Here is a 20,637-nt window from a genome sequence, read left to right on the forward strand (position 1 = left end):
GGGGTAAAGTGAATAAATTAATTAATATACAGACAGATACTGCCACATTAGTTATTTATGATTTGATGTCATTAAAACATAGGATTGATGATGATGCAGATTGGTGGAGTCTTCCAGAAGATGAAATTGAAGAAATAAATAAAGGGAATGTATTATTTCTCAATCTTGGAGATGATGGTGTTTATAAAGTCCTTATTAAAAATGATGTTGATGAATATGCCGGGGCGCTATTTTTAAAAGTACCTTCTGGAAAGGTTTTCATTGGAGCAGGAGAGGATGTTACGGGCGGAGATCTTGAGCCTGATGATTCAGATGTTATATCAGGTGAGTTTATTACTTTAGAACCTGGTAGTTACGAAGTTAAATACAAAAAGCAAGGTTCAGATGTTCTAATTTCTTTTACAAAAGCAACGTTTACTGAAAATTCATTAGAAGAGGGAGTTTATCTCTGAATTAAATCCACGCCTTGGCGTGGATTTTTTCATTCAAAACTAATCAAACGTTAAATAAGAAGTTCATCACATCGCCATCATTAACGATGTAATATTTACCTTCAGTACGCATTCGGGCTTCCTCTTACGCTCCTTGCTGAATCTTACCCTCAATAAGCTGTCAGTATACCCGCGACGAACTTCACCGTGAAACAAGCCGCACGCAGGGGCTGCTGACCACCCGCAGCGACTACGACCGTCTTGGTCGCCTGCATCGCCGGGACGTCTTCACCGGTAACGCCCAGCGCCCGTCGCCGCGCCGCTGGTCCCGCCGCTGGCGTTATGACATCGTGGAGAAGGATAACGGTCAGACCCGCTGGCACTATCGCTACGACGGCGAGCACCGCCTGACGGAGGTGATTAGCCAGCCGCGGGATCGCAACAGGCCGCAAACGCGGGTCAGCTTCCGCTACGATCCGCTCGGACGCCGCATCAGCAAAACGCGCCAGCAGATGCTGGGCGGTCAGCCAGCCGGTAAGCCGGTCACCACCCGGTTTGTCTGGGAAGGGTTCCGCCTGCTCCAGGAGCTGCACGGAGACGTGCCGCTGACCTATGTCTACAGCGGCCAGGACAGCTACGACCCGCTGGCGCGTATTGACGGCGTTGATGCCCCGGAGATCTTCTGGTTCCACTGCCAGCCGAACGGCACGCCGGAGCGAATGACGGATATCGAAGGGCAGGTGCGCTGGGAAGGCGTTAACAGCGCCTGGGGCAAGCTGCTGCGGGAAAGTGATACGCAGCTATCAGGATATCCCCAGAACCTGCGCATGCAGGGGCAATACCTGGACCGTGAGACAGGGCTGCACTACAATCTGTTCCGGTATTACGACCCGGACTGCGGACGGTTTACGCAGCAGGACCCGATAGGGCTGGCGGGAGGGATAAACCTTTACCAGTATGCGCCGAATGCGCTGGGGTGGGTGGATCCGTGGGGGTTGAGTAGATGCAATACAGGGAAAAAACCAGGGCCGCAACTTCCTGGAGGAATTGCTGAAACATTAGATAAAAGTATTTATAAAAACAGGCAGCTAAAAAGAGACGAGACTTTTTATAAATATCATGGTGTAAATAATAGAACAGGAAGAAAAATCTCTTGGCTGACAAATGAAAAATACAATTCCGAGGAGGTGTTGCGAGAAAAACTAGCTATTCGCCATGATTGGGGTGTAAATATTACTAATGTATCAGAGTTTAGAGTTCCTAAGGGAACTTGGGTGAGTGAAGGTCCTGCTGCAGCTCAAGGGGCAGGATATCCTGGGATGGGATACCAGGCTGTGGTGTCAAATCTTCCAAGAGCATGGGTGGTTAAAACTTTAAGGGTTCCCTGGTAATGAATTTGAATAACTTAAAAAATGCACTTGAAAAAATAATTTTTGAACTTAATGCCAATGGTAAACATGAATCGGCAAATTTTTTAAAATTCGTTATGATCAGATAATAATTTTTGAAGACGAAATTGCATTGGAAATAGTTGAAAGTCTGTCAACATGCAGAGCTATGGCTCAATACGCAAACTTTTCCCTCAGGGAAGAAAAACTTTTAGATGATGTTGTTAATTACGCACTTGATATTAAAAAAAAGATGCCCTGATATTAAGCAAAGGGAAGGAATGATTTTTTGCGAGGTTATAATTAAGTGGTTGTCTTTTTTTGAAATTCTCACTCCAACCACAGAAACAGACAATTTTTAATAAAAGAGCGCAAAAATAATCACTATTAACCGGCTGATGTATTAAAATTAAAGCTAGCATCAATCAATTCATCTGCGTGCGGACGAAATTAGCCTTCGAAGCAGTCTTGCCCCAGTCTGTTACAATTTTGTACACTAAACCATGATGATAGACACTGTTCTTTTGAGGATTTGTTGGACTTATTTTTCTTAAGTGCGATTAGGCTCTAAAACTGTCTGCTAAGAGCCATTGCTGCAAGCATGGTCTTTAGCTGGTTCTAAAACTTGATCTGCTCACTCATCTTGCTATCCTTAATATGATATGAAGCTTTAAAATATTCACAGCATTGTAAAACTGCATTTTGCAAGTGTATGAAGATGGTAATCGTAATCCTTTACTTTATTGAAATATCACCGGATAAATATGATGTATTTCTTAGAAAGAAAAGATGCTGAAAAACTTCTCCATAAATTTTTAAAGAATACTTTAAAAAATCAGGCTGATATTGATAAGCTAATGGGGCTGGCAATTAATCATGATTTCGGCATTCCTATGAAAGGAATAATTTATGAATATGATAAAATGGAGAAAAATAAACCAACCAAACAAGATTTAGAGGATCTTAACACATTGATGCATTTTTATGGTCCGTGATTAGAAATATGATGCCATTCTTCTATAAGGATATATTTATAGACCTAGACACATCATCTATGACGAAAAAAAGATGATTTTCATGAGTATTCAGATAAAACACTCATGCCCTAAATCAAATTGCGATGTTATTTTCAAAAATAAACACACTAAACCTCTTTGGAATCTTCAGAACGATTTGATAATTGATGCTTTATATAATATATATCGGGATTTAAACTATAACATATCGAGATCATCTGAAAATTTCTTATTAACGTAATAAAAATATGTATTAAGAGCGAAGATGATCGCTTACTTCAATTTTTTAAAGAAAAAGACGTGCTCGAGTGGATATGCTGCACAAGAAGCGGACGCTTAAGTATACCTTGCTTAGACCTCGCAATGGTCGACTCAACACGCCAGTTAGTCTTTGCGTTAAGCGAGCCAAAGCCATAACCAACCGTTTTGACCATCTTCAATGCTCAGGGCGAAAAACTATTTTGGTCTGCACCTCCTGAAGGCGCGACTTTTTATTACTTAAATAACGGCATTGAGAAAAACTGGGCGCTATTGTTTAGCCCAGCTCTAATGGTGTACAATTAACGACTTATTAGTTGCAGGAAAGTTACAGTAATTGTAATTATTAATAATTTCACTGATTAATTAACGAATGCGAACCAAATGGAGATAATATTTATTTGGGTATGTAATTTATTCATTTATAGATGAAGTTATATGAAAAAACAATATTTAATTGATCAGTTAAAGAATATTGAAAAGCTCATGCGCTCCTCTTTACCCTCTGAGTATAAGCGCTTTATGATTGAGAACGTTAAGGATAGTGACTCTTATGAAATTCAACGAGCAAATGGTTACCAGCTATATGTTTTCAATTGTTTTGACTTACTAGAAAGAAATGATACATATACTATTCAAGCGGTTGAGCCTGACGTTTTATTGATTGGTCAAGATGCTGATCTGGGATACTTTTTGAATTTGCGCAAAGGTACTGATGAGATTTATTCTTTAGATCTTGGAGCGTTAGGAAGTCTGGACATGGATAAAGAAAGTAATAGTATATTTATGCTATAAATCTTTACTTATCAAAGATATAGTTCAGAATAATGGAAAATCTCGCCAAATCGTGGATTTTTTTCAAAACAAATCAAACATAATGAGCTACTGGAAGCGAATCTTTCAGTTCTGGTTTTATGAACATTAAATCAGCCGCACACTGATAGACATCAAGTCCTGATTCATCGCTAATTGTACTGACATATTCTACTGAAATCCGCACATCCTTATCCAGCATCATACCTTTCCCGACTGTCTTAATGGCAATATCCATGACCAGATTTTTTGCGTCATCACTACTACACCTGGCATTTACTCGCCATAGCCAGCAAACTACCTGCTATTTATACCCAAGCCTTTACTTTTCATCTCATATTCCTTCGTTAATTAACGATACTTTTGCCATCCATTGCGCCTCCCGCATAAACTCCACAGTATCCAGTTCACCAATTACTGCAGTACACTGGCTGGAATTGTCGTTCCAGACCCAGTGACGCTTCTGGTTTTTATCCAGCAGCTATCTACTTTGCCGTTCCCTCCATGTTGCATACTCCCAAACCATCCCCAGCTGAGACATTAATGTTGAGCTCTGCGTACTGCTCCGGATTCAGGGTGAGTATCGCTCCGGGCTTTACGTACTGCTTTACCGCAGCTGGAAGCGTTGTGGCATCATCAATAACCCCATCAGTTTTCTCCGGCGATCTCTGGTACGGGTTCAGCACGGTATACGAGCAAAACCGTGAGGCGCAACGGTCGTGTAATCGCGGGTTCGTCGTCATCGGCTAAAGCGAATGGGCGCGCCTGTTCTGGTGAAAACCTATCGAGGTCACCGTTTATCCCGAAGTGAAAAAGCGGGGGTGTGAACAGGACCTGGCATCCTTAGAAGCACACTATCAAAACGCGAGGGCTAGTTAACAGAAAAAATCCACGCCGGGGCGTGGATTTTAAACGTCACTCTCGTGAAGGGGGCCAGGCGTGGTTACACGTGACTTTCGAAATCGCTTCCGATGTCGGATTCAACGTCGCTGACGTAGTTTTTACCGGTGTTTGACGCCTCAACAAGTCGCTGGTAACTGTTTTCCAGCTTCTCTTTCCTGACGACGAGCCTGTTAATGCTATCTTCATGACGAGCCGCTGACTGTTTAACTTCAGGGTCAGCCATAAGCCCGGCTTTTTCTTCAATACCTTTCTTAAGCGCGGTTGTATGCTCAATTGTGCTATCGATGAAGTTAATTCTCTTCGCTAACGTATTCAGGGCGCGGTTTTCGGTTTCACACATCTCTTTGACACCGTCCTGATATTGCGCAATTCTAGAGTCATATTTTGACTGCAGCGGCGAACGTTCTTCAGACTTAATGGCCGCGATCCGCGCGTCTCTGGCAGATTCCATACGGCTAATTTCATGTTTAATGGCTGCAACCTCATTTTTAGCGTTTTGATATTTCTTAATGCGAGTGAGGAACGCTGCTCCGTTGTCGCTCAGCACTTCTTTTGTTGTCGTAGCAGAATAGGAGCGTCGACCCTCAACCACAATGGTCTTGGTACCAAACATCTTTTCAGCATACTCAGGCGTAGCCATTGTTCTCTTGAGGAATTTATTATTTTGCGCTTTGGCCAAATCATTAATAACGTCGGTCTTCCCCAGGTTATTAAGGAATTTAAAGAGCTCAGGCTCACGTTTATTAATTCTACGAATGTCAACCTTCAGTTTGTCAATCTCACTATTTGTTTTCTGGGTCAATCTATTAATGCGTTTTTCTTGATCTTCGCTAATTTTCTGCGGAGTGATCTGTTCTAATTTATGCTTCTCGATAGAGACAAACTCTTTTGCTTCATTTCGTTTGTCAATCATTTCGTGAACCAGGTTTTTATCAGACCTGGCGCATTCCAGTTGACGATTTGCCGCACTCGTCTTGAGCGCGATCTCTTTGCTGAGATGATCAACCTCAATTTTTTGGCTTGCCTGAAAGATACGGTTGCCAATATTGTTCAGCTGCGTGAGTTTCTTATCGTGGATCTTTGATTCCTGCTTTTCAAGCTTGTCCTTGACATTTTCAATAAACGACTCCACTTTTTTGGAATCTTTAATGTCAAAGTTTTGACGCATTCGATCGCTGAGACTTGCGAGTAATTCTTTACTATTAGCCACGCTGCCCATTTTATCCAGCGTTTTATTAACGGTTTTGAGATCGCTTTTGTGCACCCGCTCGGAGGTTCTTAGGTTATCAAGGGCAGCAATAAATCGATTTTGTTCACGTACAGTTAACGACATAATTTCCTCGCTTGGCATTAAATTACAATATAAAACCGTTCACAGGACCGGTTTAGCTGTCGGGATGTATAGTGTCATGCGCCATCGTGTGCTTCTTGCAAAAAACGCTTTTTACTGAAAAGAGGATATTTTTGCGGTGTCGTTTTTTGAAAGTTGTGCCAGTAAAAATTAAGTAGATTAAAGCCACTAACTCTATGCGGATAAAGTGTGTGTTGGTGTTATCTATTAACTTTTACAGGAAAGAATAACGATGCAATTAACCAAATGGGCCTGGGCGCTTGGCATGACGACTACCGTACTCGTCGGTCAGGTACAGGCGGCCGATCAGGGGCACGGCAAGGTCACATTTACCGGCGCAATTATCGACGCCCCTTGTTCAATTACCCCCGATACCATTGAACAAACCGTTGACCTGGGTGAAATTTCCAACAAAGCGCTGGCGAACGGCGGGAAATCGCGTCCGCGACCGTTTGATATCAAGCTGGAAAGCTGCGATCTCGCTGGCCTGACGGATAAAACGGTCACCATCACCTTCACGGGATCGGAATCAAGCGCCCAGCCAGGCTATCTGGCGCTGGTTGGCACGGCCAGCGGCGCGGCTATTGGCATTACCAATGACAATGGCACCAACATCCCGCTTGGTACGCCGAGCTCGGTCACCAAAACCCAGCAGGGTGATAACACCCTTACCTATGCCGCTTATCTGCAGGGGAACGGCGCCACGTCCTCCGTTGTGCCGGGTGAGTTTACCTCGGTTGCCAACTTCACCCTGGCTTACCAGTAAGACGACGTTGGCCTTGCGGCCGTCTGGTTCGGTTTTTTTGCGGGAAATCTATGAAACATAGTGCTTCATTTGTCACGCCTGTGCGGCTGCTGTGGCTGACATTGCCCTTCGTCTGTGCGGGCGTACCGGCGGCTAACATTACCGGCCAGGGGCATGGCAAGGTCAGCATGCAGGGGGCGATTATCGATACGCCCTGCGCGATCAAGGTCGATAGCCGCGATCAGGCGATCGACCTCATCACGCTGCCGTTGGATCAGATCATCAATGCCGGCGTCGGGCCATCAAAGCCGTTCAGCATTCACCTCGAGAACTGCGCGCTGGAACCGATGCTGCCAAACCATCCTGACTGGTCACATTTTCGCGTCACCTTCGACGGGGCCATCACCGATGGCTCGCTCTTCGCGCTTCGCGGCGAGGCCCGCGGGGTCGGTCTGGAAATTATGGATGCCGCAGGCAACCGCATGCGGCCGGGAATCGCCTCCTCTTCGGGGCAGCTACAGCCTGGCGCCATGCGCCTTGATTACAGCCTGCGGCTGGTGGGTAACCACCAGAAGCTGCGCGCGGGGGCGTACCAGACTACGGTGCGTTTCAAACTGGATTATTTTTGATGAGGCACGTTTTTAATTTTTCGGGCATTGCCGTGCTGGTCACCCTGGTCTTACAGGGAGGGATGGCCAGTGGGTATGCAGCACAAACCATTCAATTTAATACCGACGTGCTGGACGTCAGCGATCGGGCGCATATCGACCTGAGTCAGTTCTCTCGCGCCGGTTTTATTATGCCGGGGAATTACCAGATGGTGGTTCGCCTGAACAAGACCGAGTTGCCCGAACAGCCGCTCAGTTTTCTGGCGCCGGATGATGATCCAAAGGGCAGTGAGGTATGTCTGACGCACGACCTTGTGGCGCTGCTTGGACTTAAATCAGCGCTGCAAAGCACGCTGACGTGGTGGCATCACGGTACCTGCCTGCAGCTGGCGAGCCTGCCGGGCGCCAGCCAGCGTGCCGACCTTGGTTCTAATACGCTGTACCTGAGCATCCCTCAGGCCTATCTCGAATATACCGCTGAGAATTGGGATCCCCCCGGCAGCTGGGATGAGGGGATTGGCGGGGCCATTTTTGACTATAACCTTAACGGTCAGTCTTCGCGGTATGCAACGGGGAGCCGCCGCGAAATGAAATCACTGACGGGTAACGGCACTACCGGTTTTAACGTCGGCGGCTGGCGGGTGCGTGCGGACTGGCAGGCGCGCTACAGCCACAGCGCTGGGTCGTATCAGGACAATCAGCGCGAGTGGGCGTGGAGTCGTTACTACGCGTGGCGGGCGCTGCCGTCCTTGAAGTCGAAGCTGATGATGGGGGAAAACTATCTCAACTCGGGGCTGTTTGACAGTTTCCGCTACACGGGAAGCAGCCTCGAATCGGACGACAATATGCTGCCGCCCAACCTGCGCGGCTATGCGCCGGAGGTGGTCGGCGTCGCGAGGACCAACGCGAAGGTTACTATTAGCCAGCAGGGACGCGTGCTGCACGAAACCACCGTGGCGGCGGGCCCGTTTCGTATTCAGGATTTGAACACGGCGGTTTCTGGAACGCTGGACGTGGAGATACAGGAACAGGACGGCACCGTTCGCCATTTCCGGATGGATACTGCCAATATTCCCTATCTGACGCGGCCTGGCATGGTGCGTTACAAGCTGGCGCTGGGCAAGCCGTCGGATTACCGCCACAACAGCGTGGGACCGGGATTTGCCACGGGGGAATTTTCGTGGGGGATCAATAACGGCTGGTCGCTTTACGGCGGCAGCCTGCTGGCGGGTGACTATAACGCGGTGGCGACGGGCGTCGGTCGTGACCTGCTGGCCTTGGGGGCGGTCTCGTTTGACTTCACCGAGTCGCGTGCCGTGTTGCCGCAGACGGGCAGCCGGTCCGGTGGCTCCTGGCGCCTTAGCTACTCCAAACGCTTTGACGAATACGACAGCCAGGTCACCTTCGCAGGCTATCGCTTCTCGCAGCGTAACTTTATGAATATGTCGGAGTTTTTAAGCGCGCGCTATCACGGTATAGCGGGAAATAACAATAAAGAGCTCTACACCATTGCTTTCAATAAACAGTTTCGGCAGCTGGGGCTTAGTGCGTATGTGAACTATAGCCACCAGACCTACTGGGACCGCCCGGATAACGATACCTACAACCTCTCGCTATCCCGCTTTTTCGATGCCGGACAGCTTAAAAATCTTGGTCTGACCCTGTCGGCCTATCGCTCTCTTTTTAACCATACACGCGACGATGGCGCTTACCTGAGCCTCTCGGTGCCGTGGGGTAATGGGGGCACGCTCAATGTCGATGGCCAGGCGGGAAGTTCAGGCAACGGGGCGATGATCGGCTATTTCGACAACATTGACGCAAACAATACCTACCGGATTAAAGCCGGGGTTGCCCGGCAGGGCCGGGCAGCCAGCAGCGGGTACTTTACGCACAAGGGCGACGTTGCCGAGCTGACCGCTAATACCACCTATGAAGAGGGGCGCTATCGCTCCTGGGGCGGAGCGATTCAGGGGGGGGCCTTACTGCGACGCCAGAGGGCGTGGCGATGCATCGGGTGAGCAGCATGGGTGGAACGCGAATGATGGTTGATACGGCGGGCATTGCCGGGGTACCCGTCCGCGGATACGGCACGGGAACCCAGACGAACCGCTTTGGCAAGGCCGTGGTTGCGGATATCAGCAATGGCTATCGCAGCAGCGTCAGCGTGGACGTGAACAACCTGGCCGACAACGTCGAGGCAACGCGGTCGGTGGTTCAGGGAACGCTGACGGAAGGGGCCATCGGCTACCGCCGTTTTGGAATGATTGCCGGGGAAAAGGCGATGGTGCAGCTGCGTCTTACCAACGGCAGCGTTCCACCGTTCGGAGCGACGGTGTTCAGCCATCGTGAGAGCCAGGCCGGGATCGTCGACGATGACGGCATGGTATGGCTAACGGGGATGGTCAGCGGGGAGTCGATGCGGGTGATGTGGGATGGGCAAACGCAGTGCGTAGTAACGCTGCCTAACCCCCTGCCGACCGGCGTCCGCGTTCTGCCGTTAACCTGCCGGCCACAGCAGATATAGCCTTTCAGCCATCCGCGACCGCGGGGAAAACAACCGGGCAACCGTATTCTGCGGTGGCCCAACAACAGCGAGTATATCCGTATGAAACATCATTTATCGTTCACGGGGATCGGAGCAGTGCTGATCTCCGGGCTGCTTTGCCAGAGCGTGCAGGCTGCCGTTACGCTTGACCGCACGCGGGCAGTGTTTAACGGCGCGAACAGGTCGATGAGCTTGAACATCTCCAACCAGAACAAGGCGTTGCCCTACCTGGCGCAGGCGTGGATTGAGGATGAAAAGGGGAACAAAATCAGCGGGCCGCTGGCGGCGCTGCCGCCGCTTCAGCGGGTAGAGCCCGTGGCTAAAGAGCAGGTAAAGCTGCAGCTTACCGATGATGCCCAGTCGCTGCCGCAGGACAGAGAATCAATTTTCTACTTTAACCTGCGTGAAATTCCGCCCAAAAGCAGCAAGGCGAACACCCTGCAGATTGCGTTGCAAACGCGCATCAAGCTTTTCTACCGTCCGGCCTCGCTGCAGCTTGACCGCAATCAGGCCCCGGATCTCTGGCAGAAAAAGCTGGTCTTAACCCGCCACGGCGAAGGCTACCGCGTCAGTAACCCCAGCCCTTATTACGTGACGCTGGCTGCTGCGTACAATCAGCCGGGCGGCGCGCCCATTGCCGGGTTTGACCCGGTGATGATTGCCCCTTTCTCTGAATCGCCGCTCACCGTGAAGGCGGGGGCGCTCGGCAATAAGCCCATTATGACCTGGATTAATGACTATGGCGGCCGGCCAAAGCTGATGTTCAGCTGCGCGCACGATGTTTGCCGGGTTGTTGACAGCAGGGCTGGATAAGCACGATGAATGAAACGACAAAACGCGCCGCGGTGCTGCTTATCGCAAGCGCGCTCGGGCCGGCAATGCCGGCCTTCGCCGACGCGGATAGCTGGGGTGTGGAAGGCGAGCACGGCGAACTGCACGTTTACGGAGAGTTTGTAGAGGGTGCTTGTCGCCTCGATATGGTCTCGCAAAATCAGGAGATCGATCTGGGGCGCATCACGACGTCGCTTCTGCAAAAGACGGGGTCACGCGGGGAAGCGCAGGCGTTTATCCTGCGGCTGCGCGACTGCGTCCATGTCGGCGGCAATATGCTTGATTTGCGCACGGGCAATCGCTACTGGGATAGCGCACAGCCAATGGTTAGCGTGACGTTCACCGCCCCCGCCGATCCGGACACGCCCGAGCTGGTTAAGGTCAACGGCGTAAGCGGGATGGGCCTGCGTATCACCGACAGCGCGGGCCGGGACATTAGTCTTGGTCAGCGCGGCGTGCCGCATTTTATCGTGCCGGGAAACGGTGCGATGCTGTACCGCGTGCAGCCGGAACGCACGGCCCAGGACCTGTTGTCCGGCGAGTGGCGCGCGACGGTAGGATTTGAACTGGACTATGACTAAGGAGCGCGTCATGAAATGTCTGAGCCGCGGCGCTAGCGCGCTGATGATGGTGGCCGCCGCCGGCGCGACCGCCGGACCGGGATCCAGCAACGTTGACATCGCCATTTCCGGCGAGGTGATTGCTACAGCGTCCTGTACCTTTTCCAGCAACGAGCCGATAAAGGTCGAATTTGGCGATGTGTACATCAATGAGATCGTGGGGACGGCGTATCGCCAGGCGATCCCGTATCAGGTGAGCTGCCAGGGCGACCCGGATGGCAAAACGGTGCAGCTGCAGGTATCCGGCACGCCCGCGGGTGGCGATACCAGCAGGCTGCAAACCGATGCCAATGGGCTGACGATAAAGCTGCAAAACGGCAGCGCGACCCTGCCGCTTAATCACTGGATCGATTTTGATAGCAGCAGTCCGCCTTCGCTGTATGCGGTGCTTGAAAAGGAGAGCGGCGCCCGGTTTCAGGACGGCCAGGCATTTAACGCCACGGCAACCCTGAAAGTGGCCTATAACTGAGGCAAGAACGATGATTCACACCCTCCTTAATCGCAGCCGGGCGCGTCTGCGCGGCGCTATTTTTACCCTGGTGCTTTCTGCCTCCGGGCATGCTTTCGCCGTCGCGACCGGCGACAGTAGCGACATCGCGTTTCACGGGACGCTGAAAATTCATCCCTGCCACATCAATAACGACCGTGACCTGAGCATTCATTTCGACAATGTTGGTATCCACAAGGTCGACGGGCAGCGCTACAGGCAGACCATCAGCTACCAGCTGGTTTGCGATGATATCGATCCAACCTGGCGTTTGACCATGATTGTTAAGGGTAGCGCCGCCTCCTTTGACGCCAGCGCGCTGAGCACCAATGCGGCTGGGCTGGGGATCCAGATCCTTCAGAACGGGCAGCCGTTTGAGATCAACAAGGCGCTGGATATTACCTATCAAAATCCGCCAACCCTTGAAGCGGTACCGGTAAAAGATCCGAGCGTCAGCGAGCTGAGTGAAGGGGCGTTTAGCGCAACCGCGACGCTGCTGGCGGAATACCTGTAAGGAAATAGCATGGACATATTCTACACGCGGCGCGGGGCGCTGGGATTACTGTTGCTCATCACCACCCACGCCGCGTGTGCGGCGGAGGGCGGCGTAAAAGAAGTAAGTAATAATCTGCGGTTTGACGGCCAGCTGGTGGCCGATCCCTGTGAGCTCGATCCCGCCTCCGCGGCCATAACCCTCGATTTTGGCACGGTAATCGATACGTATCTCTATCTACATACACGCACCCACGCGCAGCCGTTCGTCATCAAGCTCAGGGAGTGCGACCTGACGCTTGGCAATCAGGTTGAAGTGACCTTTAAGGGCGCTGAGAGCGCGGAGCTCTCCGGCATGTTGGCCGTGACGTCTCCTGTCGATAGCGGTCTGGCCATCGGCATGTCGCTGCCGGACGGCACGCCTTTACCTTTCAACAAGACGGTAAAGGCGTTTTCACTTCAGAACGGCACCAGCGAGCTGGCGCTGGAAGGTTACGTAATAGGTGAACCAGGCGCGCTCGCCAACCGCACACTGCGCCGCGGCGAATTTAGCGCGCTGGCGACGTTTGAGCTTAATTACCCCTAGGGAAAATCTTATGAAGATAAAATTGCCGTTGCTGGCAATTCTGCTGCTGCAAAGCGTGGCGGCGTCGGCCTATGAGTGTGACAAGATTGGCTGGCACGGCGGCGACGCCGATATCCATATTAACGTCAGCTCAGATGTTAATACCGGTAAAAACAGTATCGTCGATCTGGCGCCCCAAATTACCTGCAAGAATACGGCGGGACAGGGCGGCTGGATCGACACCATGTGGCTGGGGGCCGATGGGGTAAAGCTTGAAAGCGGTATATTTAAAAACCTTAAATATGGCGTCACGATTTCGGGGACCGAACATCCTGCGCCGGTATCAGAAACGAAAATCTTCGATCTAAACAATGGTGAATCCAGACAATTACCGGTGGTGCTTTATTTTGAACTGACGTCGCTCGGGGAGGAGATTCACATCAAGACCGGCGATAAGCTGGGGAGTCTGCGATTCGTGCAGACCAATAATAAAGGCGAGCGTCATAACTATACCTGGACCCTCTACGCGTCGAACGATGTGGATATTAATACCTCGACCTGTAGCGTTATGTCTGGATCGACCTTTAACGTGGATTTAGGGCAGATTGAACGCGGTGATATTGTCTCAGGCGGGACGTCATCGCAAACTGTAAGAAAAGATTTCAATATAGTTTGTGACGCGGCGCACACTGTGGATTTTGATGTTAAAATGAGCCTGTTATCTCCGGCCTGGAATAATAAGGCGATTAAAACCAATAATGATAATCTGGCTGTGGAAATGCGATGGAATGGGAATGCGATCGCCAACGGAGATAGCCAGAAACTCAGCGTCACGAATGGCAGTTTCACCGTGCCGTTGAGCTTTACTCCGGTGAAACCGGCTTCGGTCAGCTATGAGAATATTGCAACAGGGGCATTTTCCGCATCGGCGACGATGATTCTGACGCAGTACTGACAGGCTAAGTGGCGTTTTTTGATAGAGTGGTTTCCTGGATATATGTTAAATTTTTGACCATTGATTGGGTCGGGAAAAGGAGTCAAGGTTAGCGACAGATTCGACTCCAGAATGCAGTGACTATTCATGTAGCGTGAGGACATTGCTTTATTAGCGGACAAGGATGTTCCGCATTTTTTTTAAACGGCATACGATAATATGTCTATCAGGGTCAGATTTAGCTTAATTTAAAGATGTGAATCATATGCTATTTTTCAGCTTGCTGAAGGAGTATATGAAGTTGATTTTAATTGAATGTAAATAAATAGTGTGATTTGTTTTGACGATTAACGTATGGGCATCGATCGTTTAAATCAATTATAAAACTATGGATTTACTGTGTTAAGATGATATTTTTACAGAGTAAAGCATTATCCATAATATTCCATCTGACACATATTAATACCGCAGGTAATTATATTGGTGAGCTGATAATGTAATTGTCCGTTTAGGTATCGTTTAATTAAATAAATGTGAAATGAACTAATCAGTTGTCGATTAAATGTCTAGAGGCGTGGGTTGAGGCTTTCGGCCATGCATTTTCTTGATGGTATGTTCACTCATCAAATGAAATGACTGAGGGATCTAAATTGAAAAATAGCTCAACGAAGCAAGGCAAGATTTTCTTTCTTGATTACACTTTTAATCCGGCATTAAGAACCTTACAACGCGAAGATACAATCCTGCAGTTGAGAAAAAAACAGTCAGACGTTCTGGCCCTGCTTTGCGCCAAATATCCATCCCCGGTTTCTCAGGACGAGTTTCTTTCGGAAGTTTGGGATGGCAGCTATGTTACCTCCCAGAGTATTGCGCAAATGATACGTTCATTACGCATTAGCCTTAAAGATGAATCTAAGAACATTATCGTCACTATTCCAAAGTTAGGCTATCAGCTTACCGCCGAACCCACCTGGGAGGCGTCGCTATCAGAGCCCGAACTGGAGCCTGACACGCTAAACGAACGTTCCCCGGCGGCAGGAACGATTGAACTGGACAACATCTCTTATTCAGCTAAACCCATTACCAGCTATCAGCCCGCTCCCCCCACAACGTCAATGACGGTTGTATCCTATGTGCCACAGCACAAGCCGGTGGGGCGAAAGCTGACGTCAAGGAAGTGGTTTATTTTCGCCGTCGCAACGTTAAGCATCTTTTTGGCGGGGGTGGCCATGGGGGCAAGGGGATATGCACAGGATCTTTTTGAAGAAAAGAAGGTCTTCTTTTCTGGCGGACTGCTGGCGCAGTACAGTAAGACCAGGCTTATGGATAATTATTTATACTGTTGCAAAACGGATCACGGACTGGTTTGTAGCCCCAGGGCGTCCATGCTTATGGGAAAATGCACGCTGCATACCGAAGCTATCAAAGCAGACTAATCTCAGGCTCTGAATCTTTTACTCGTTAAATTAGCCTTAATTTAAGATAAGTGACGGCGTTATTTACCTCTCTATTCCAGATCATGCTGACTAAAACAATAACGCAGGCCAGCGCCTGCGTTATTGCTTTAACTTACCGGCATGAGAAAAGCGTTGGGACGCTGTGCGAGGGGGGAACGGCAATTTTGTCGAGGGTGGCCGTCTGATGGGCAATAAGTGAGACGATGTTTCGCACATACTTTTCACGCTGAGCTGCCGTTCGTGAATGGTAGCTGCCAATGCCGTCCCAGGTATAACCATAACGCTCAATTTTCTGCTTTAGTATCCAGGTTCCCGAGAACACATTGGCGCAGCTGTCCTTGCGCAGGCGCTGCTCATCAATCCCCCGGCTTTTGAGACTGCTAAAATGCACCGTGTTAATCTGCATGATGCCGACGTCCACGGTTTTATTTTTATTGAAATTCAGCGCCTGCGGCTGATTCCTGGATTCGTGCCAGATTATCGCTTTGATAAGCAGTGGGTTGACCTGGAAACATTGTGCTGCCTGAGTAATACAGTCGCCGTTTTGAGCGAAAGCATGAAAAGAGAGGAAGAAAGGGCTGGCGAGAGCAATAACGGTTTTAATCTGCATAATGTAAATACCCGGCGCTACGCCGGGTCTGGGCTGAATGAATTAGAGGGAAGTATCGTCGTCGGTTTTGGTGAAGCTTTTGTACAGCATGTTGTTGTAAAACATATTCACGCCAAGCATCTGGGTCGTCATCCTGTCGAGGGTGCTGTCGGTATATGTCTTATATTCCGGGTCTTTGCGCAGGGTGCCATCAGCAATGAGGATCGCCGAGTTTAGCTGCTGCATTGAAATCTTTTCACCCGGGGCGGCCAGATTTTTAAGCTGTGCGAGCACCTCATTGAGTGAACCTTCAGGCTGGTTTTGTTTAAAAAAATCCAGCACCTTAGTGTTAAAATTGCTGCCCGTAGCGTTTTCTTCATCTGATGCGCTGGAGTATGCGGCAAGCGCCGCAGCGGAGACCGGGTTAATCTGACTCATCGTGCTCTTCCTGTTGATGTTCTGAATAAGTGGAGGTGAGGGGGATTTGGTTACTGAGGCCAATAAGTTGACTGGCGATATCTCGCAGCACGTCAGGGGCCAGATGGGACATCACCGCTTCGGTGGGAGCAACCTTTTCATCGGCATGATGTAGCCATTGGCGACAGAGTGATTCACTGGGAAAGCGGATGGCATCCATATCATTTTGCACGGTGATATGGTTGTCATCGGTGAACTGATAGTTTGAGGCGTCGGCGCCTTCCGGCAGCTTCACGGCAGTGGGGATGATGATCCGCAGCGCCTTCTGATGACCGCACTTTTCCTGTAAATGATGAATAATTCGATTCACGATCATCGTGTCGTGCAGCGCGCCTTTAAGCGCATCACCGACCTGCTCGCGGAACTGCATCTGGTGCTGGCGTTGCAGGCGCTGATAATCATCAATCAGTGCCACAAGCTGGTCGAAGAACAGGCGAAAACCGGCTTCAAAGCCCTGTTTTTCACAGCTCTCTCGTAGCCTGATGGTCTGTAGTTCATATTCCGCGTGAATTTCACTGCAGCGGCTGAGGGTTCGTTCCAGCGCTACGGTCATTCGCTGATGGCGAGTCCGTTCACCGGACTTAACCACAACCTGATTATCGATATCTTCAGGTAAGGTATCAGTAGTAATGGTTCGCATAGGTCAGGGCCATTCGGAGTAGATTGATATGGTTAAGCGTTTTTCCCGCCGGCAGCGGTTCAATAGACATCCCCGCGGGGAAGTGCAGCAGCAGGCGCTGTCGTAGCGCCTGAGGTAATTCTGGGAACTGGCTCAGAATAAACGCCAGCCCGCAGGAGGTAGTTGCCATTGAGGTCCGGCCGCCGGGATCGAGCGCAATGCCGTGGGGCATTGGCAATGAAATAAAGGCCAGAAGCCGCGGATCGGACATTATCAGCGCGCCGCGCTTAAGCAGATGATTTCGCATGAGATAGCCGCCGATCAGGTGCGCCGTTTCGGGAATCAGATGCCAGCACGACAGCATCTGCGACAGCGTTTTATTATCAGACCGCCACGCTGGCGGAAGATGGCTGAGTTTACCCTGACGGAGAAGCCACAGGTTACGCAGCGTCGGGCAGTCGATATCGCCATAGGCTAGCGCTTGCGGAAGATGGCTCATGTGGGCATACCCGGCCGGCGCATACAGGATAGACATCATGTGCTGATCGTCGGCTCTCATGGTTCTGCGTTCTCCGGTGCGAGCGGCTCTGCGCTATGCTCTTTTTCAACCGGAGGACGGCGGCTGACGCGGTAAAGCATGTAGCCAGAAGTGACCGCTCCGCACAGCGCTAGCGCAACGAGAATGAGTATCCAGGTGGCAGGCAGAGCGTCAGGGACTTTGGTTGGCGTGACGTACTGGATCAGCGGTGCCGGGAACAGCACAACCGAGATATTTTCATAACGCACGTCATCAAAACTGTTTTTAATTAGCGATTTAATCTGCGAGATGAAGAGGTTATCGTCAATTTCACCTTTATAGGTGATTATCACCCCAACGTGGCCTGTTGGCGTTCTGCTGCTGTCATTGTTGAACGCCGGATAGCTCACGTGAACGCGCGCGTTAACGACCTGCGCTATCATGCGCAAAGATTGCTCAAGCCTCTGCTCCTGAAGAGAGAGAACGCGCGCCTGCTCGGCATTAGGGGAGGAGACCAGCGCGCCTTCGGGAAAGGCCTGGGCTATCTGCACATCAGCGGACCACGGTAGCTGGTACTGGTTGATGATTGACAGCGCGGCGGTACTTTCGGACTTGTTTACCGCAACGGTATAGCCCGCCTTGAGCGTGCCTTCCTTACTGGCAGAGATATTGTGCTGTTGCAGGACGGCCAGCACCTGATTGGCCTGTTCCTGGGTCAGATTGAATAGCAGCTTTTCGTCATTACAGGCGCTCAACATAAAAGCAAAAAAGACAACCGCCAGGGTGCGGAAAAATGTAGTGCTCATTATTGCGATTTTCCCAGGGTTTCAATTGTGCTAACCCCCTTACGAGCCAGCGTACTCACCAGAGAGACATAGTTGCTGTACTCGCCAATATAGCTCTGCAGCATCAATAATTTTTGCGGGTCGCTGGTGAACTGGGGCGACTGGCTGAGCGTATTAATCACATTCTTGAACTGCATGTCGGTGTCGCTGATCTTATTAAACGTACTGGCAACCAGATTGTTAAAATACTGGTCATGTACCGTGACTGAGGTATTGTCCTCCGGATTGATACCGTGTGGGCTCAGGCGAGTTAATGCGGATAATGCTTCGATTGGCTGACTCATAAAATCTCCAATAAAAGGAAAGGGTACGAAAATATTCGTACCACTTATAATTAACGGAAGTTCTGAATAATGGCTGCGCCAATATCCTTATAGGCTTTAACCGTACTGGTTTGGGCGTTACGGAACAGCGTATATTCCTGCAGCTTCGCCTGATAGTTAGCCAGCACGGCGGGATCGGATGGGTCGGCTTCAAGAGCCGTTTGGGCATCCTGAAGCTGCTTCATCATGTCTGCCGCACCGTTCTCGAATGCGACCGAGACGTCATCAAGAAAATAACCGTTGCTCGTGGGGGTCGTGCTAGGATTTGTATCAGCCATTTATATCTCCTTGCTTTAATGGAAAGTACCAGTGACGAGGGTTTAAAAACAAATAACCATTCGATGAGTCAAGGTAAGATTTATTCTCTAACCAGTTCTCATTGAGGTTTATCGAAAAATTAATGATGTGTGTTCCCCATTGACGATTAAAATCATTTATAAATCGCTGCAACGCCGAAAGAGCATTATCGCTAAGCGCATCGCGAATCACTAAGGCGTAGCCGCTTGACGAGTTTATTTGACGATAATTAATGTGCATGCGGTCTAAGCCCTGGCGTGCATCCTGCAGGAGCTGCTGTTTGTTTTTTATAAATACCTGGATATCAAGCGCAAACGGAATTTTCTGCAGTGCCAATGACGTTAACTTCTCCTGCTGAATGGGAGAAAGATCCTGCCAGAGGATAATCACAGGGTGCTGAGGCTTGGTGTAATCGATCTGCACTACCGGATAGCCTGACTTGATCAGCACTTCGGTTGTGGCTTTCTGGTGCTGAACTAACCATACAGGAACGACGTTATTATTTTCACCTAGCTTGAATAAGGCTTCTTTTACCCACTCCAGGGCCTGATATTTGCTTGCCAGAACATATATTGTACTATTCTCACGGCCTCGATAAATATCGATAGCCGCGGGCGCGCCGGCGAGCGCCGCATTCAGATTTAATACCTGACGATCGTTCTCCAGTTTTTTATACCAGATAACGGCGGCAGTAATGATTAAAATCAGCAGAATGGCAGCACCAACGATCAGCGTATGGTGCTTTTTAGCATTAAACTCAGCAATGGTCTCCTGTCCGTTGAATTCTGCATCAACATTGGGGGGGGGAGCGCAAAATTACGGATACTTTCCGGCCACTCATCTTCAGTGCGCTTTAGGGCGAAACGAATATGTTCACGGGTAAATATTTCGTTTTCATTAACGATGGTCGGGAAACTGTTATTCTCATCCTGAACCTCTACCCGAAAGCTGCCCGGGCCTTCTCCGTCTTCTGCTGGGGCCGAGAGGCGTAAAATGAGGTTCGGCGACGGGCGGTCGCAAGGTATATAGAGCGTATTATGGGTATACGCTGCGGCATGCTCGCCGCTTGATATCGCTGCGCTGCCAGCGTCATCGATAGCAATGCTCTGATTAATAATAATAAAATAGTCATCTGCTGGCAGATTAAGTTCACAGCCAAACATAGGGCCAAACAGCACCTTCAATGTGTAGCTTTTCTTTGTCTCTGGCACAACAGGCATCGCTTCAGTTATTTCATTCATGTCGCTGTTCATAGAAAAGAGCCATTCAATATAAAAAAACAATCAAACAGATGCTGGCATCCTTAAGATTGTATATTTAATCTGCTACCGTTAAATTGTTTTGCTACCGGTTTCAATATAAGGGCCAGTTGCTGTCAATAGCTTATTGGATAAATCAAAATATAAATAATTCTTGAATCCATACTGGTATCCCGACTGCATTGCATTACAACAGATGCTTACGGGAAAATGAATATACGGAAGCCAGGAATAATCCGCAACAATTAGTCTTGATCTTTTTTTGAA

The 20,637-nt window shown here is 49.6% G+C and carries 25 protein-coding genes and 2 pseudogenes; 15 read left to right on the forward strand and 12 right to left on the reverse strand.

Annotated elements, in window-relative coordinates; all coding sequences use genetic code 11:
• Positions 1-8 precede the first annotated feature (8 nt).
• Positions 9-452, forward strand: coding sequence for a DUF6386 family protein (locus tag HWQ14_RS14470; protein ID WP_176610092.1), 444 nt, complete (start codon positions 9-11; stop codon positions 450-452).
• A 43-nt stretch (positions 453-495) separates the two neighbouring features.
• On the opposite strand, the pseudogene HWQ14_RS23455 reads toward HWQ14_RS14470, so the two are convergent.
• A pseudogene (locus HWQ14_RS23455) lies at positions 496-576 on the reverse strand (DUF933 domain-containing protein); the annotation flags it as partial.
• A 40-nt stretch (positions 577-616) separates the two neighbouring features.
• Here HWQ14_RS23455 and HWQ14_RS14480 point away from each other — a divergent pair.
• The 3 genes and pseudogenes from HWQ14_RS14480 to HWQ14_RS14490 form a co-directional block, all read left to right on the forward strand.
• Positions 617-1,822 (forward strand): annotated as a pseudogene (locus tag HWQ14_RS14480) (RHS repeat domain-containing protein); the annotation flags it as partial.
• Positions 1,823-2,583: 761 nt separating this feature from the next.
• Positions 2,584-2,814 (forward strand): hypothetical protein, encoded by a 231-nt coding sequence (locus HWQ14_RS14485; RefSeq protein ID WP_242172442.1) that lies wholly within the window; start codon positions 2,584-2,586, stop codon positions 2,812-2,814.
• Between the two features lie 717 nt (positions 2,815-3,531).
• On the forward strand, positions 3,532-3,888 hold the full coding sequence (locus HWQ14_RS14490) for an SMI1/KNR4 family protein (protein WP_176610093.1): 357 nt from the start codon (positions 3,532-3,534) through the stop codon (positions 3,886-3,888).
• Between the two features lie 73 nt (positions 3,889-3,961).
• Here the strand turns inward: HWQ14_RS14490 and HWQ14_RS14495 are convergent, their stop codons facing one another.
• Positions 3,962-4,144, reverse strand: coding sequence for a hypothetical protein (locus tag HWQ14_RS14495; protein WP_242172446.1), 183 nt, complete (start codon positions 4,142-4,144; stop codon positions 3,962-3,964).
• A 705-nt stretch (positions 4,145-4,849) separates the two neighbouring features.
• On the reverse strand, positions 4,850-6,142 hold the full coding sequence (locus HWQ14_RS14500) for a hypothetical protein (protein ID WP_176610094.1): 1,293 nt from the start codon (positions 6,140-6,142) through the stop codon (positions 4,850-4,852).
• Between the two features lie 250 nt (positions 6,143-6,392).
• On the opposite strand from HWQ14_RS14500, the gene HWQ14_RS14505 reads away from it, so the two are divergent.
• The 11 genes from HWQ14_RS14505 (at position 6,393) to HWQ14_RS14550 (ending at position 15,423) form a co-directional block, all read left to right on the forward strand.
• Positions 6,393-6,926, forward strand: coding sequence for a fimbrial protein (locus HWQ14_RS14505; RefSeq protein ID WP_176610095.1), 534 nt, complete (start codon positions 6,393-6,395; stop codon positions 6,924-6,926).
• Between the two features lie 50 nt (positions 6,927-6,976).
• A complete protein-coding gene (locus tag HWQ14_RS14510) occupies positions 6,977-7,534 on the forward strand; it encodes a fimbrial protein (protein ID WP_148419570.1) in 558 nt (185 codons plus the stop codon).
• A complete protein-coding gene (locus tag HWQ14_RS14515; RefSeq protein ID WP_322107561.1) occupies positions 7,534-9,531 on the forward strand; it encodes a fimbria/pilus outer membrane usher protein in 1,998 nt (665 codons plus the stop codon). Before HWQ14_RS14510 ends, HWQ14_RS14515 begins: the two co-directional genes overlap by 1 nt.
• A 5-nt stretch (positions 9,532-9,536) precedes the next feature.
• Positions 9,537-10,037, forward strand: a complete 501-nt coding sequence (locus HWQ14_RS23460; RefSeq protein WP_322107560.1) for a fimbria/pilus outer membrane usher protein — start codon at positions 9,537-9,539, stop codon at positions 10,035-10,037.
• 75 nt (positions 10,038-10,112) lie between these two features.
• The gene (locus tag HWQ14_RS14520) at positions 10,113-10,871 is read left to right on the forward strand and encodes a fimbria/pilus periplasmic chaperone (protein ID WP_413815238.1); all 759 of its coding nucleotides are present in this window, start codon (positions 10,113-10,115) and stop codon (positions 10,869-10,871) included.
• A gap of 5 nt (positions 10,872-10,876) precedes the next feature.
• A complete protein-coding gene (locus HWQ14_RS14525; RefSeq protein WP_176610097.1) occupies positions 10,877-11,470 on the forward strand; it encodes a fimbrial protein in 594 nt (197 codons plus the stop codon).
• A gap of 10 nt (positions 11,471-11,480) precedes the next feature.
• Positions 11,481-11,978, forward strand: coding sequence for a fimbrial protein (locus HWQ14_RS14530; protein ID WP_176610098.1), 498 nt, complete (start codon positions 11,481-11,483; stop codon positions 11,976-11,978).
• 10 nt (positions 11,979-11,988) lie between these two features.
• On the forward strand, positions 11,989-12,510 hold the full coding sequence (locus HWQ14_RS14535) for a fimbrial protein (protein ID WP_148419575.1): 522 nt from the start codon (positions 11,989-11,991) through the stop codon (positions 12,508-12,510).
• Positions 12,511-12,519: 9 nt separating this feature from the next.
• Positions 12,520-13,074 carry a fimbrial protein gene (locus tag HWQ14_RS14540; protein WP_176610099.1) on the forward strand — a complete coding sequence of 185 codons (555 nt, stop codon included), beginning with the start codon at positions 12,520-12,522 and terminating at the stop codon, positions 13,072-13,074.
• Between the two features lie 10 nt (positions 13,075-13,084).
• Positions 13,085-14,008: a fimbrial protein gene (locus tag HWQ14_RS14545; RefSeq protein ID WP_176610100.1), complete on the forward strand. Its 924-nt coding sequence runs from the start codon at positions 13,085-13,087 to the stop codon at positions 14,006-14,008.
• A 629-nt stretch (positions 14,009-14,637) separates the two neighbouring features.
• Positions 14,638-15,423, forward strand: a complete 786-nt coding sequence (locus HWQ14_RS14550; RefSeq protein ID WP_245166400.1) for a winged helix-turn-helix domain-containing protein — start codon at positions 14,638-14,640, stop codon at positions 15,421-15,423.
• A 133-nt stretch (positions 15,424-15,556) separates the two neighbouring features.
• On the opposite strand, the gene HWQ14_RS14555 is transcribed toward HWQ14_RS14550, so the two are convergent.
• From HWQ14_RS14555 to HWQ14_RS23285, 9 genes are read right to left on the reverse strand one after another with little or no spacing between them, the layout of a single operon-like run.
• On the reverse strand, positions 15,557-16,054 hold the full coding sequence (locus HWQ14_RS14555) for a lytic transglycosylase domain-containing protein (RefSeq protein WP_148419579.1): 498 nt from the start codon (positions 16,052-16,054) through the stop codon (positions 15,557-15,559).
• Between the two features lie 42 nt (positions 16,055-16,096).
• Positions 16,097-16,471, reverse strand: a complete 375-nt coding sequence (locus tag HWQ14_RS14560; RefSeq protein ID WP_176610101.1) for a type III secretion system protein — start codon at positions 16,469-16,471, stop codon at positions 16,097-16,099.
• Entirely contained in the window at positions 16,458-17,150 is a 693-nt protein-coding gene (locus HWQ14_RS14565) for a type III secretion protein (protein ID WP_242172464.1), read from the reverse strand. Before HWQ14_RS14565 ends, HWQ14_RS14560 begins: the two co-directional genes overlap by 14 nt.
• Positions 17,131-17,688 (reverse strand): type III secretion protein, encoded by a 558-nt coding sequence (locus HWQ14_RS14570; protein ID WP_242172466.1) that lies wholly within the window; start codon positions 17,686-17,688, stop codon positions 17,131-17,133. The genes HWQ14_RS14565 and HWQ14_RS14570 overlap by 20 nt, the downstream gene beginning before the upstream one ends.
• A complete protein-coding gene (gene sctJ, locus HWQ14_RS14575) occupies positions 17,685-18,452 on the reverse strand; it encodes a type III secretion system inner membrane ring lipoprotein SctJ (RefSeq protein WP_176610102.1) in 768 nt (255 codons plus the stop codon). Before sctJ ends, HWQ14_RS14570 begins: the two co-directional genes overlap by 4 nt.
• Positions 18,452-18,775 (reverse strand): type III secretion system inner rod subunit SctI, encoded by a 324-nt coding sequence (gene sctI, locus HWQ14_RS14580; RefSeq protein WP_112011574.1) that lies wholly within the window; start codon positions 18,773-18,775, stop codon positions 18,452-18,454. Before sctI ends, sctJ begins: the two co-directional genes overlap by 1 nt.
• Positions 18,776-18,825: 50 nt before the next feature.
• Positions 18,826-19,092: a type III secretion system needle complex protein gene (locus HWQ14_RS14585; RefSeq protein WP_176610103.1), complete on the reverse strand. Its 267-nt coding sequence runs from the start codon at positions 19,090-19,092 to the stop codon at positions 18,826-18,828.
• Positions 19,085-19,876 carry a PrgH/EprH family type III secretion apparatus protein gene (locus HWQ14_RS23280; protein WP_348523291.1) on the reverse strand — a complete coding sequence of 264 codons (792 nt, stop codon included), beginning with the start codon at positions 19,874-19,876 and terminating at the stop codon, positions 19,085-19,087. The genes HWQ14_RS14585 and HWQ14_RS23280 overlap by 8 nt, the downstream gene beginning before the upstream one ends.
• Positions 19,840-20,364 (reverse strand): PrgH/EprH family type III secretion apparatus protein, encoded by a 525-nt coding sequence (locus HWQ14_RS23285; RefSeq protein ID WP_245166401.1) that lies wholly within the window; start codon positions 20,362-20,364, stop codon positions 19,840-19,842. The genes HWQ14_RS23280 and HWQ14_RS23285 overlap by 37 nt, the downstream gene beginning before the upstream one ends.
• Positions 20,365-20,637 lie beyond the last annotated feature (273 nt).

The sequence above is a fragment of the Enterobacter cloacae genome (assembly GCF_013375935.1).
Taxonomy (GTDB): Bacteria; Pseudomonadota; Gammaproteobacteria; order Enterobacterales; family Enterobacteriaceae; genus Enterobacter; species Enterobacter pasteurii.